The organism is Cytobacillus sp. FSL K6-0129 (assembly GCF_038007625.1).
GTDB classification, from domain to species: Bacteria; Bacillota; Bacilli; order Bacillales; family Cytobacillaceae; genus Cytobacillus; species Cytobacillus kochii.
The window spans coordinates 3885673-3899562 of record NZ_JBBOXM010000001.1; the positions used below are offsets into that span (position 1 = coordinate 3885673).

The following is a 13890-nucleotide window of genomic DNA, read 5'->3' on the forward strand; positions in this document are numbered from 1 at the left end:
GAGATATTATAATGAAAAACATTGGATTTATCGGGTTAGGTAACATGGGATTACCAATGGCTATTAATTTACTAAAGGGTGGAAACAATCTTTATGTATTTGATATGAATCAAGATGCAATTAAGAAAATCGAGGCATTGGGAGGTAATGGATGTAATAATCCATTAGATATCGGGACTAATAGTGATATTGTTTTTCTATCATTACCAAATGCGAAAATTATTGAATCCGTTGTTCTTGGAAACGATGGATTAATTAACAGACTAAGGCCTGGTAGCACAATTATTGATATGAGCAGTTCTGAACCATCAAGCACAAAAAAGCTATATAACGTCTTAAAAGAATCTGGCATAAATCTTTTAGATGCCCCTGTTAGTGGAGGACCTGAAGGAGCTGCACAAGGAGTCCTCAGCATTATGGTCGGTGGCGACGAACAGATAATGGAAAAAAATCTACCGCTATTAAATTTATTGGGTAAGAAAGTATTCTATGTTGGAGACGCTGGAACAGGGCATGCCATTAAATCAATAAATAATCTATTATATGGTGCTATTTTTGTTGCTTCATGCGAAGCAATGGCTTTAGGTGTAAAATCTGGCATTCAAGCTGAAAAATTACTTGATGTAATTAGTTCTAGTGCTGGGAGGAATTTTGCAATTGATGTCAAGTTTCCTAGTAATGTCATGTCTCGCAACTTTAATCCAGGTTTCTCAACAGATTTATTAAAAAAAGACATGGAAATTGCACTTACATTAGGTAGAGAAGAAGGCGTACCTCTTTCAATCGCTCAATTAGCGAGCCAATTTATTACAGTTGCTCAACAAAAGGGATATGGGCCACAAGATCACACAGCATTAATCCAGTTTTATGAAGAATTAATAAGTACTAAAGTCCAATCAAGTGAAGGAGTGCAGAATTAATGAAAAAATATCAGAATTATATAAATGGAGAATGGATAGATGCAAAATCTGGTAAGACATTTACAAGTATCAATCCAGCTAATAATGATGACATAATAGCTGAGTTTGCTTATTCAGATGAAAGTGATATAAATGAAGCTGTAGATGCAGCTTTTGAGAAAAGATTGATGTGGAAAAACACACCAGCGCCACTTAGAGCAGATGTGTTTTATAAGGTAACAGCTAAATTAGAAGAAAGAAAAGAAACATTTAAGGATGTAATTGTTCGTGAAACTGGAAAAACAAACGTTGAGGCTATGGGAGAAGTCATGCGAGCAATTAACGTTATCCGCTTTATGGCAGGGGAAGCAACGAGACTAGCAGGAGAGACGCTTCCATCGCAACAAGAAGGAGTAATTGGCTATACAAAAAGAGTACCCCATGGAGTAGTAGGTATTATTACACCTTGGAACTTCCCATTAGGTTTAGCTGCTTCGAAAACTACACCTGCATTGGTTTCTGGGAACACAGTTGTATTTAAACCAGCTTCTACAACACCACTTATTAGCGTAATGTATGTACAACTTTTAGAAGAATGCGGATTACCTAAAGGAGTTTTAAATTTTATAACTGGTCCTGGTAAACCAGCTGGGGATGTATTAGGTAAACACGAAAAAGTGAAGGCTGTTTCATTTACTGGTTCAACTAATGTCGGGACATCTTTAGGAAAAGTAGTTACGGCTCGAGGTGCAAAAATGCAAGCTGAAATGGGTGGTAAAAACCCATTTGTTATACTTCCAGATGCAGATTTAGACCTAGCAGTTGAACATATTATCCTTAGTGGTTTTGGTGAGTGTGGACAACGTTGCACTGCAACCAGTAGAGTCATTCTTCACAAAGACATCGCTGCTGAAGTAACGTCCAAACTTGTAGAAGCAACAAGTAAGATAACTGTTGGTAACCCTGCCGATTCCAATGTGAATATGGGCGCTTTTATTGATGAAAATCAAGTGAAAAACTTTGAATACTATGTTGAAGCAGGGAAAAAAGAAGGTGCCGAACTTTTAATAGGAGGTAATAGAATCTTATCTAAAGGGAGGGACAAAGGTTATTTTGTTGAACCAACTATCTTCACGAACGTCTCATCAGATATGAAAATTGCACAAGAGGAAATCTTTGGTCCATTACTAGCAATTATCGAAGTAGATAGTTTTGAAGAAGCACTAAAAGTGTCAAACGATATAGACTATGGTCTCTCTTCTTCTATCTATACAAATGATATGAATAAAGCTTTTAATTACTTAGAAAACGTTGAATCAGGTGTATCACATGTGAATATGCCAAGTATATATAGTGAACCTCACTTCCCATTTGGTGGAATGAAGTGTACAACTATCGGACCAAGAGAACAGGGAAAAGCAGGAGTTCAATTCTATTCTGAAACAAGAACATTATACCTTAAACCATAATAAGTAAAAAGGAGCTGCGCTAGGGGACTTCTCTTTTTAGCAGCAGCTTCTTTTTTATATAATCTAAAGATTTCATTTGGAGGAAAATCACCATGGAAGTACTTATTATACTACTAGCACTTGGTTTACTAATGTACGGAGCATATAAGGGTATTTCCGTTATCATTTTAGCGCCTTTATGTGCAATGTTAGCTGTAATATTAGTGGCCCCTTATAATACCTTACCTTTCTTTTCCGAAATATTTATGTCGAGAATGGGAGATTTTATTAAGCAATACTTCCCAATTTTCATTCTAGGAGCTATTTTCGGTAAGTTAATTGAATTATCTGGGATTTCGCAAATAATTTCCAAATCAATTGTTAGATTAATTGGTGAAAAACGCTCTATTTTAGCAATTGTTTTACTTTGTGTAATTCTTGTATATAGTGGTGTAAGTTCATTTGTTGTTGTCTTTGCTGTATACCCATTTGCGGTTGCTTTATTTAAAGCAAGTGAGATTCCAAAAAGGTTAATACCTGCAACTGTCGTACTAGGAGCCTTTGGTTTTGCTGTTAACTCACTACCTGGCTCTCCACAAATACAAAATGTAATCCCAACATCTTTTTTTGGTACGGACATATATGCAGCTCCTATCCTTGGGATATTAAATTCTTTAGGGATTTTAACTTTAGGTGTCATATATTTACAGAGTCGTGCAAATAAAGCAAAAAAATCCGGAGAAGGTTTCTTCTCAAAACTTAATGAAGAACAAATCAGTGAAACACATGAAATTATTTCAAAAATGCAAAAAGAGAAGGACCAAAAAGATAAATTATACCGAATCTTTATTGCATTTATACCTCTACTATTAGTAGCAATCTCAAATAAACTTTTTACTACATATTTACCTACTTGGTATCCAAATGGATTTGATTTTGCATCAATAGGGTTAAATGCATATGGTCAATTAAATATTTATGATGTTGTTGGAACATGGTCTGTTATCTTAGCATTAGCCATTGGTATATTCGCCACAATACTTTTTAACCCTAAAGGAATTTTAAGTGAATTAAAAACTGGTATTAACCAAAGCATCAGGGGATCACTATTAGCTGTTACTAATACAGCTGCTGAATTCGGTTTTGGTGGAGTTATTGCTGCCCTACCAGGTTTTACAATAGTCACAGCAGGAATTGCACAAGTGTTTTCTAATCCTTTAATTAATTCAGCTGTAACAACTACTACACTTGCAGGTATGACAGGCTCAGCTGCAGGAGGGTTAGGAATTACATTAGGTGCACTTTCTGATACTTACATTGCAATGGCAAATCAGGCGAATATACCAATGGAGGTAATGCACCGTATTATCTCTATGTCTTCAGGTGCCTTGGACACACTTCCACATAACGGAGGAGTCATAACAATCCTAGCCATAACAGGATTAACTCATAAACAATCTTATAAAGACATTTTTGGTATCACATTAATTATGACTACTGTTTGCTTTATTATTATTGTCATTTATTTAATTACAGGTTGGGTTTAATAGTTTATAAGTTAATAATGTATTTGGGTAAAAGTTGGTGTCATGTAAAAGGTTCATAAGATGAAATCTATGACTTTGAAAAGAAGGAGAATATAAATTGAAGGACAAAAAACTAGATATGTATGGTGGTGCTTTAGGAGGTAGTTTTCCTTTAATCCTCTTTATTACAGGAATGATAGTCGTTACATTTGCAGGTACGGGGGGGACTAAAGCTTATTGGGCTGTTGGTTGGATTTCCCTAGTTTTAGGAATGTTCTTAGCGAAGGATAAATCTGACTATTGCGAATCGATTATCCGAGGGATAGGAACGCATAATGGTGCTATCTTAATAACACTATGGCTCTTTGCAGGCGTTTTTGGTCAGATAATGATCGCTGGAGGATTGGTTGAAGGGCTACTTTGGGTCGGGATGGAAGCGCATTTACAAGGCAGATTTTTTGCAGTGATAGCTCTAATTTGTGCAATGTTATTTTCTCTTGTAACAGGTTCAGCAACTGGTACACTGATTGCAATGACACCATCTTTATATCCTGCGGGGGTATTTTTAGGTGCTGACCCTATCATGCTAGCTGTAGCCATATTAGCTGGAGCAGGATTCGGCGATAATGTTTCTCCTCATTCAGATACAACAATTGCTTCTGCGACGACACAGGATGCAAAAATTAAAACGGTAGTAAAAGCCAGAATGCCTATGGTTATCTTGGCTTCATCAATTACTATACTAATAGTTTTTATTTTTGGTGGTGGAGGACAAGTCACTCAAAATGAAGTAACAGCTACAGCGAATCCATCTGGATTAGTGATGCTACTTAGTTTTATATCTTTATTGATAGCTGTTTTTTTAGATAGACATATGATTGAAGCTTTTATTTGGGGAATCTTAACTGCCATACTACTAGGGATATTAAACGGTGGATTTACACTCAGCGAACTCTTCTTTATACCATCAGAGAGCGGTATGACCTCAGGAGTCATTGAAGATGGGATTGGAAGTGTAGTTAATTTAATTATCTTTGTATTAATTATTCTCTCTGTTACTCAAATATTTATGGAAGCAGGGGCAATTGAAAAGATTCTAAATTACGTAACTGATAAATTTGCTAAAAGCGCTCGTACGGCTGAACTTGCTATTATTTTTGTTACTGCATTGATTTCTACTCCAATTTCAAATAACACTGCAGCAGCACTTTTAGTTGGTCCAGGATTTGTTAAAAAAATTGGTGAAAGGTTTAATCTTACACCATCCAGAAAAGCCATCATGATGGATTGTTCAGTTACAAGCTTTTATTTTACAATTCCTTGGCATAGTTCAATTATTACATGGTATGGACTGCTAGTTGTCGCTTCAGAACAGTTTAATATTCCGTTACCTGGCATATTCACTTCATTTTTGAACCCTTATGCATGGACGTTATTCATTGTGATCATCATTGCAGCAATTACTGGCTGGAGAAGAACATATATTGACCCAAGTGATCAACAAAAGAAAGTTTCATAAGGAGACAAATGATGTACGATCAAATAGAACAATTAATCAATATAGATTTTAATAAAAGAGGAGTAAACCACCTCTATAAAGAGGCAAGAAGAATGACTGGAGAACCACTTATATTAAATGCAGCTAAAGCTATCAAAAATATAGAAGAAAATCAATTTATCTTTTTATCTACAGGAGCTCTAGCTCGAGGATGGGTATCAAAATCAATAGGTGAAACAGATGGTCCTTTAGGAACCGTAGCATTAGCAATATCCTTATGGAAAAATAAAAAAACAATACCTATTATTTTAATTGAGGCATCGTTAGTTCATACAATAAAACCTCTTTTCGAAACAGAAGGTTTTAAAATATTGTCTAAGAAAGAAATGATTTATATTAATTCAATTAAGGAATACAACGAAATACCGATAGCATGTATTATTCCTATCTCAGAAAAAGTAACTGAAGCTGAAAAAATGGGAAATGATCTTCTTAATTTATTTAATCCATCTATGGTTATCTGTATTGAAAGAACAGGCCCAAATAATAAAGGTGTTTTTCATAACATGAAGGGATTTGACTACTCAGAAGGGTATGCACGTATCGACATTATTGTAAAACTAGCAAAAAAACAAAACATTCCTACCTTAGGTATTGGTGATGGTGGGAATGAAATAGGGATGAAAATGGTTGAAAATGCAGTTCAAAAACACATCCCTTATGGTGATAAATGTCAATGCGGATGTGAATCTAGTATTGTTCCTGCAGTAGAAACAGATATGCTGATAACTAGTGCAGTTTCTAACTGGGGTTGTTATGGACTATGTGCAGCTCTCGCATTATTAGAAACAGATCTTGATTTAGTTCACACTAAAGATTGTGAATTAAATTTGATAAAAACGGCTATAAATTGCAATAACATTGACGGGGTAACTGGAAAACTCGACATGAGTGTAGATGGCTTAGATCTTAAATGTAATCTATCAATCATTACGATGTTATTTAATCTTGTTAATAAAGATTTATTAAGGAGATAGAAACAATGTGGGTTTTAACTGTATATTTAAATTATATATAATTTTCCCTCATAGAAGGTTGACATATATAAAACGAAAAAAGAAACACTATACACTGTTACTAACAGAAGTTATATAACAGAACCTAAATGAGTATTTTTAAGTAATTGAAAAGGGCCTTCATAAAACTGAAAGCTCTTTTTTAAAGAGATAATATTAATCACTTTCAATCTTTCTTTTATCCAACAGTTCAGCTGTCAATCTTTGTTTTTCTCTACTGGTATTGAGATAGTAAGGATACATTTTATTGAGTATGGCCAAGCTGATTCTTAATAATTGGAGTGTCACCACCAGTTTGCTCAGCTAAGTTAGTAGCATAAGTATGTCTTAATTTATGTGGTCCCATACGTTATTAAAAGATTTAATATATTTATATTTTATCTGCTCTGTTGTAGGGGAGGAGTCTTCCCATTATAATGCTTCACAAATAGATACTCATTTACTTTATTACCTGCTTTATACTTCGCACTTCTTACATAAAGGTATTCATTTATACCCTTTAAAGAAGAGGGGGTAACAGAAGCAGTGTCATTTCTACAATTGTAAAACTGTCTATCTATATGAATTTAATATTAGTGGTAATGCGCAGGGAAAATTTATATGGCATATAATTAATGGAATAAAAGTATAGTTCAACTCCCTGAATAGCTTTTAAATTTATTTATCTCTATTTCTAAATGAAGGAAAAGTGATTAACCTGTAAACGCCTTAAATAAATTATAAATCCTTCTCTATTAACCTCTTTTTCTCCATTTACTAAAACTTCATAAACACAACAACGACCTTTAAAAATAAGACCTGAGTTTTATAACCATTCCGTATATAAATTTTTTTTAATTTACTGCTCTTTCATCATCAGTTTCTATATTGAGTATGATTTGATTCTCAGTGTATCTTTCCTTAATTTCGAAAATATTTGGCTACCATATCCTTTTTATTGTAATTTAGTTTCTATTGCTAAATAATGATAATATGTTAGATTTTTGTGAGTTATTAAGTAAGTAAAACCTACAAAGGTATCTCAACATATATAACAAAAAAATCTACATTATTTAGCTTAGTCTTAAGAAATAACAAACTTATTGGAAGTCATTCTACTTCTGTAAATCATTCATAAATGAAATCAGATATTTTTTCTTAGTCTTCCGAGTTTCTTTTCAATGGTTTTAATCTTATGTTCATATTATCAATTCTTCTGTTAAACTTTCATAGTACAGCATTTATAAATCTAATGAATATAATAATTAGCACTTACTTTAAGGATATAAAAATACTGTACATCATACATATGTAACAAATAAACAACATAAATTCATGCTACAACAAATCTAATGAATAATAGATGGTTAACAATATGTTCATCATTCCTAAAGTACGTGACTATACTAAAGGAATGATAACTCTTTTAATAATTACTCAATTAATACTGATTCGTGGCTTATAAACTAAGTCTTTATTTGTTAATAACAATGGATAACTTATAATTTGCATACTTATTCAACTCTGTTAGAAACTGTTCTAATGCTTCATTATTTGGAAATCTGCACTCCAATAGATAACAGCCATCACCGCTAATTTTATAATTATTGATAATATAGTGATTCTTAGTTTGGATAAATGATAGATATGAATAATGGTGTGTACCTTCTATATAGATATTGATAAATGTATATATAAAACAGCCTAATTTTGTTTGGTTAACTTTAATGCTATACCCCTCAATAATACCGTTGTCTTCTAATTTCTCTACTCGTGCTGTAGCTGCTGGCCCTGTTAAGTGAACCCTCTCTCCCAATTCTTTCATTGTAATCCGGCTATTCCTACTTAATTCTTCTATGATTCTTTTATCAGTTTGGTCCATAACCCTTAACTCCTTTCAAAAATAAAGCAAAAGAGTTAAAATACTTTATTTTGTCTGTGTAATTGGATACTGCTCATATTATACACTTAACCCAGGAAATACAAATATAAAAGAAAGTGAGTTGTAATTATGAAAATTACGCAAATTAGAAATGCGACAATTATAGTTGAATATGCAAATAAAAAAATATTAATAGATCCAATGTTAGCAGAAAAAGGTACCTATCCACCGTTTTCGGATACAGTAAGACAACATCTGTATAATCCTTTGGTTAGTTTACCAATTTCTATTGATGATATTCTAGATGGCATAGATGCAGTAATTCTTACTCATCTACATCTAGATCACTTTGATGATATGGCAAAAGAAGTGTTACCTAAAGATATTAAGATGTTTGTTCAAAATGAAGCAGATTCTAAAGAAATAAAAGCAAGTGGATTTAATAATGTTGAAATACTACATCAAGATACTGTTTTTGAAGGTATCCATTTAGTAAAAACAAAAGGGGAACATGGTCGAGGTGAAAAAGCAGTAAAAGCATTGGGTGAAGTTTGTGGAATTGTATTTAGACACCCAAGCGAAAAAGTACTATATGTAGCTGGGGATACAGTTTGGTATGAAGCAATAGAAGGCGTGATTCATACTCATCGACCTGAAATCATTGTGTTAAATGGGGGAGATAATCAGATATTTGAACTCGGCTCACTCATCATGGGAAAAGAAGATATCTTTAATGTACACAAAGCAAGCCCATTTGCTAAAATTATTGCTGTTCATATGGAAGCTATTAATCATTGGACTCTGTCGAGGGAAGAATTAAGAAACTATAGTAAAGAACATGGTTTCTCAAACAATATTTTAATCCCAGAAGACGGTGAATCTTATACACTGTAATTTAGATATATATATTTAAGTCTTTATTTTATCATTAAAAATATTATGAAGAAGAAGAAGCGCATTATGTTAGCTATCGGTAATGTGAGCTTCTTCTTCTATTTGTTATAATGTTTTATTAAGTAAATAAAACCCTAATTATTTTATAGAATACGCTTCTGTCGTTCATGTGAGTCAACAAAGTTTAGACATATTAGGCAGTATAGAATGCCTCTATCCTGCCATCTTGGTAATAATCGATTCAGCCACTGATGATATATTAACCGCTTTCGAGTTCCATATATAGATTCCTTTTCATTTACATATCATCGAGCAATCGTTATTTGTTGTTCCACTGTTATTTATCACATAATATAAAAAACCCGTAAGAACTAGACTATTGTCTAACTGCTACGGGGAGTTCAAAATTAGGATGTCCTTCTATATTATTCATTACTTATAGGTGACTTTCTTTGAGTCCTGGTTTCATTTCTTCCATATAAGAAATAATAAAGTAGTATGGATGTAAAGACTATTAAACATAATGTTACATATAAACCACTATAGCCAGTAGCGGGTATAATCAATCCAAGAACAGTAGGACCTAAGCCATTCCCTAAATCCATGAATATAAAGAAAGTAGCTGTTGCTAAACCAACTCGATGAGGCTCAACCAAACTTATTGCTAATGCCTGAGATATAGATGATACATTACCAAATCCTAGAGCAATTAAAGCTCCTGCCATTAATAATGTTATACTATTTGTTGCTAAACTTAATAGTAGCAGTCCTACTCCATATAAAATTATAGCAGGATATATGATAATGTTGGCTCCTTTTCTATCCATTAATCGTCCCGTGAATGGTCGAGATAGTAAAACAAACAGAGTATAGACCATAAAGAAAAAGCTTGCTGTTTGCACTAACCCTATTTCAAGTGCATATAAATTTATAAATGAAACTATTCCGGAGAAACAAAAACTCATTATGAAAATAATAATTGCAATTGGTATAGCTTTCGGCTCAATATAGCTAGAAATACTGTGTCCTTTTTCTCTTTTTATTTCCATTGGATTTTGAGGGAAATTCATAACGAGTGCGATTACTAAACTAATAATACCTAGTAATAGGCTAAAAGCAAAGATAGCATTAAAGCTTGCATTTTGACTCAAAAACAACCCGAAAAATGGACCAGTCCCAGTAGCTAGTGCTGTACTAACTGCAAAATAACTAATTCCTTCTGCTCTTCTTGATTTAGGGAGAGTAAGCGCTACAACTGTCCCTACAACTGTAGTTGCAATTCCCACTGTAATCCCGTTAAGTAAACGGTTTAACATAAGAAAATAAATACCAAAATCTACAAAATATAATAATGTAGTGATAACGAAAAAAAACAATCCAAAAACTAGTATTTTTTTTGAATGTATAAGACGTCCTGTGAATAATCTTCCTATTAAAGAGCCAATAATAAAAATCCCGGCGGTAATACCAGCCTGACTGGTAGATGCATTGAAGTTATCTATTGCATACATAGTGATTGTAGCATTCAATAAAAAGAAAATTAATGTAATAAAGAAATTTATTAATGAGAGGATAATAAACCCTTTCGTCCATAAATTCGTCTTTGTCTGATTCATATTTTTCCTCCTATCTTAATTTTAGTCATAGAGAGAACCTTAGTGACCAAAAATGCAGATGGCTAACTCAATTCAGCGTAATTAATATTTTCATGTTCTAAAATTTGTTAATCATATATCAATTAGCCGATTAAATATTTGTACAAGACACATGATATCACTTCTTCATGAGCAAAATCCTTTCAAAAATATAGTGTTTTGTACACTTCACTAACATTTTGAAAGAGTTTATTTACTAGGGAATTATTTTTTATGAAAAAAGGTATTTGTAAATAGAAACTTTTTAAAAACTGACTAAATGAACATCCAATAAGTTTAAAAATGTACTGCACTAATCTCATAAATAGCATTAAAATCTATTCAAATCAGTGATTACCTGTTTTCTGAAAACATGACAATTGTGAAATTGTTCACTTGAACTAGCCTGCCTATAGTCTCTTAAAAGAAAAAGCATTAATCCGTCTTGGATTAATGCCCATTAGTTTAAGAGTCCCAAATTATTAATCTAGCTTCTAGAAGGTGAGGGGCTATAGTGATTTTATTAAATCATTGTTAGACCCCTTTTCCAGCAACAAATTCAAAAGTGCTGACCACTTCGATATTTACAATAATTGGCTTCGCTCGCTTAATTAGGTTTTGAAAAAATTCTAGTGTAAGTAACTCTTCATGGGCCTCTTTACTCGACCACACTTCATATACATAAACGATATTTTCCTCTTTTTTTGCCGTATTGATAAGATAAATTTGACAAGGCTGATGGCGTTCCATTTCTTCAGATGCTTGTAATAGAAGATCAACTAATACATCACCTTGGTTATCTTTCGTCATAAATTTCGTAAATTGACTATACTGGTTCATGTATATCCCTCCTAATCGTCTCATACTTCATATAGTTCTGCCTTCATAAAACAAAACCCTTGAAAAGATTGGAAATATATTTGTGTTGATCTTTGGCAATTCCCTGAGGTTTATGTAGGTAAAAAAGAATAGGAGCAAATGGGGTATTCTTTCAGAAAATGAAACAGATCAAGTGTAAAAAGAGGAACTTGAATCCTTGATTATGATAAAAAGTTTCAGTATCAGGTTTATCCACTAATCAAAAAACTTTATAGGATAATCCACTATTGAAATGCACCGCTACTTTAAGCAAATTCCGCCTAGATTACTTCAATAAGATTACCTTCTCTAATTAATTTTAACAATATTTTGAATATTACCCAAAATATTATAATGATAAAATTCCCAAATGAGAATAGACTGAGAATATTTTTCTAAAACAAAGTCAATAAAACTCTATATTTAAAAGGTTTATTGAATATTATTCCATTTAAATGATATTGATAATCTTTCTCAACTATGATAATCTACTTATTGAAAAATGATATTAATATATTTTATATAAAAGAGAGGGGAAATAGGGAGGATGTTTAAGAAAGTATTAGGTCTTATTAGTCTTGCTGTACTAATGATTATCGCTGGATGCAGCTCTAGTGAGTCATCATCTGAAGGAAAGGCTAGTAGCGAGGATAAAAATAATGTAGAAGTAGAGGAATTGAAAATCGGGGTCCCAAGTGATGTAGGTCCCTTGAATATTTATACAGGAAACATGGATTGGTTAACAGATCTTGTGTACGATAAATTATTTTCTCCATCCCCTTATGTAGATGAGCCACAACCATGGTTAGCAGAATCAGCAGAGCAGTTAGATGATACAACTTGGCGTGTCAGAATTCGTTCTGGTATTAAGTGGCATGATGGAGAAGACTTTACGGCTGAAGATGTGAAGTTTACATATGAGTACTACCGTGATGGACCACCAAACCGTCACACGCACCATGTAAGTGAAGTGCCAAAGGTTGATACTATTGAGATTTTAGATGATGGGGAAACATTAGAATTCAAATGCGCTTATGCTTGTCCTTCAATGGCAACCATCACATTTGCCGATTTACCAATCTTACCAAAACATATTTGGGAAAATGTTGAGAATCCACGCAAACATACGGATTTAGCTATTGGAACAGGCCCTTTCAAATTAACGGCATATGAACCAGATCAATACTATCAATTTGAGGCAAATACTGATTATTTTATGGGTGCACCGACTGTGAACAAGTTGAGTATGCCAATCATTAAAGATTCAACAGCGATGTTCAATGCTTTGACATCTGGTGAGATTGATACAACGACAAGAACTGTACCAGCTGAATTACAAGAAACTTTACAAAAAACAGACTCTATGAAGTTGGCAAGTACATCGCCGCTATCAATCGTACAATTTGGATTGAATTATGAGATGGAACCATTTAACTCAGAGGAGTTCCGTCAAGCAATCTCTCTTGGCATTGATCGTGAGAGTATTGTCAGTACAGTTCTTTTAGGACAAGGAAGAGCGGGTGAAAAAGGGTATCCGCATCCAGATTCACCATGGACAAATCCTGAATTATCAACACCATTCAATGTAGAAGAAGCTAACAACATGCTAGATGAACTTGGATATGAAGATAGCAATAATGATGGCTATCGTGAAACACCAGAAGGAGAAAACTTAAAACTTGATATTAGTGTTTCTTCTGCAGAGCCATTATATATCCGTACAGCAGAAATGTTACAAACTCAAATGAAAGAAATCGGCATTCAGTTCGAAGTGAAAACAATGGATCCAACAACTTATACAGCGGCTGTATCTGAAGATGACTTTGATTCTTATGTAAGTTTAATTGGTCCTCATGGTGTAGCTGACCCGGATCAGTTCATTATGTCTCATCGATCTTCTTATCTTTGGACAAAAGATCTACCTTATCCAGAAATGGATGAGTTAGTATCGAACTGGATGAACGCGACTACAATCGAAGATCGTAAAGCAATCTCTTTTGATATGCAAACACTATATAATGAGCAACCAACTGCGATTGCCCTTTATTATCCAGAAGAAATCTATGCGTATAACGCCGATGTATATGATCAATATGTTGAGTCTTTAGGCTTTGGTATTATAAATAAATTCAGCTTTTTACCTGAAGAAGCACGTAAAGTTTCCTCCACTACACCAGTGCAATTAGTAGAGTAAGG

Annotated in this window: 10 protein-coding genes; 7 read left to right on the forward strand and 3 right to left on the reverse strand. The window is 33.4% G+C overall.

All coding sequences use genetic code 11. From position 1 onward, the window contains the following. The first annotated feature begins 11 nt into the window (after positions 1 to 11). The 5 genes from MHI57_RS19785 to MHI57_RS19805 all read left to right on the forward strand — a co-directional run bounded on the left by MHI57_RS19785 (position 12) and on the right by MHI57_RS19805 (position 6408). Positions 12 to 920 (forward strand): NAD(P)-dependent oxidoreductase, encoded by a 909-nt coding sequence (locus tag MHI57_RS19785; RefSeq protein WP_340977971.1) that lies wholly within the window; start codon positions 12 to 14, stop codon positions 918 to 920. After that, positions 920 to 2368: an aldehyde dehydrogenase family protein gene (locus MHI57_RS19790; RefSeq protein WP_340977972.1), complete on the forward strand. Its 1449-nt coding sequence runs from the start codon at positions 920 to 922 to the stop codon at positions 2366 to 2368. Before MHI57_RS19785 ends, MHI57_RS19790 begins: the two co-directional genes overlap by 1 nt. A 92-nt stretch (positions 2369 to 2460) precedes the next feature. Beyond that, positions 2461 to 3894, forward strand: coding sequence for a GntP family permease (locus MHI57_RS19795; RefSeq protein ID WP_340977973.1), 1434 nt, complete (start codon positions 2461 to 2463; stop codon positions 3892 to 3894). Positions 3895 to 3991: 97 nt separating this feature from the next. Next, positions 3992 to 5392, forward strand: a complete 1401-nt coding sequence (locus MHI57_RS19800) for a Na+/H+ antiporter NhaC family protein (RefSeq protein WP_340977974.1) — start codon at positions 3992 to 3994, stop codon at positions 5390 to 5392. Positions 5393 to 5403: 11 nt separating this feature from the next. Beyond that, positions 5404 to 6408: a glutamate cyclase domain-containing protein gene (locus MHI57_RS19805; RefSeq protein ID WP_340977976.1), complete on the forward strand. Its 1005-nt coding sequence runs from the start codon at positions 5404 to 5406 to the stop codon at positions 6406 to 6408. Between the two features lie 1492 nt (positions 6409 to 7900). Here the strand turns inward: MHI57_RS19805 and MHI57_RS19815 are convergent. After that, entirely contained in the window at positions 7901 to 8308 is a 408-nt protein-coding gene (locus MHI57_RS19815) for an Lrp/AsnC family transcriptional regulator (RefSeq protein ID WP_340977979.1), read from the reverse strand. Positions 8309 to 8437: 129 nt separating this feature from the next. Here MHI57_RS19815 and MHI57_RS19820 point away from each other — a divergent pair, with 129 nt between their 5' ends. Continuing rightward, positions 8438 to 9202: an MBL fold metallo-hydrolase gene (locus MHI57_RS19820; protein WP_340977981.1), complete on the forward strand. Its 765-nt coding sequence runs from the start codon at positions 8438 to 8440 to the stop codon at positions 9200 to 9202. A gap of 425 nt (positions 9203 to 9627) precedes the next feature. Here the strand turns inward: MHI57_RS19820 and MHI57_RS19825 are convergent, their stop codons facing one another. Both MHI57_RS19825 and MHI57_RS19830 read right to left on the reverse strand, forming a co-directional pair. Beyond that, positions 9628 to 10818: an MFS transporter gene (locus tag MHI57_RS19825; RefSeq protein ID WP_340977983.1), complete on the reverse strand. Its 1191-nt coding sequence runs from the start codon at positions 10816 to 10818 to the stop codon at positions 9628 to 9630. A gap of 552 nt (positions 10819 to 11370) precedes the next feature. Continuing rightward, positions 11371 to 11676 carry a putative quinol monooxygenase gene (locus MHI57_RS19830; protein ID WP_340977986.1) on the reverse strand — a complete coding sequence of 102 codons (306 nt, stop codon included), beginning with the start codon at positions 11674 to 11676 and terminating at the stop codon, positions 11371 to 11373. Positions 11677 to 12241: 565 nt separating this feature from the next. On the opposite strand from MHI57_RS19830, the gene MHI57_RS19835 reads away from it, so the two are divergent. Next, on the forward strand, positions 12242 to 13888 hold the full coding sequence (locus tag MHI57_RS19835; protein ID WP_340977988.1) for an ABC transporter substrate-binding protein: 1647 nt from the start codon (positions 12242 to 12244) through the stop codon (positions 13886 to 13888). Positions 13889 to 13890 lie beyond the last annotated feature (2 nt).

Coding starts and splice junctions, on each gene's coding strand:
- MHI57_RS19790 (WP_340977972.1), top strand. CDS start 920: ATGAAAAAATATCAGAATTATATAAATGGAGAATGGATAGATGCAAAA.
- MHI57_RS19805 (WP_340977976.1), top strand. CDS start 5,404: ATGTACGATCAAATAGAACAATTAATCAATATAGATTTTAATAAAAGA.
- MHI57_RS19825 (WP_340977983.1), bottom strand. CDS start 10,818: ATGAATCAGACAAAGACGAATTTATGGACGAAAGGGTTTATTATCCTC.
- MHI57_RS19830 (WP_340977986.1), bottom strand. CDS start 11,676: ATGAACCAGTATAGTCAATTTACGAAATTTATGACGAAAGATAACCAA.
- MHI57_RS19835 (WP_340977988.1), top strand. CDS start 12,242: ATGTTTAAGAAAGTATTAGGTCTTATTAGTCTTGCTGTACTAATGATT.
- MHI57_RS19795 (WP_340977973.1), top strand. CDS start 2,461: ATGGAAGTACTTATTATACTACTAGCACTTGGTTTACTAATGTACGGA.
- MHI57_RS19815 (WP_340977979.1), bottom strand. CDS start 8,308: ATGGACCAAACTGATAAAAGAATCATAGAAGAATTAAGTAGGAATAGC.
- MHI57_RS19820 (WP_340977981.1), top strand. CDS start 8,438: ATGAAAATTACGCAAATTAGAAATGCGACAATTATAGTTGAATATGCA.
- MHI57_RS19785 (WP_340977971.1), top strand. CDS start 12: ATGAAAAACATTGGATTTATCGGGTTAGGTAACATGGGATTACCAATG.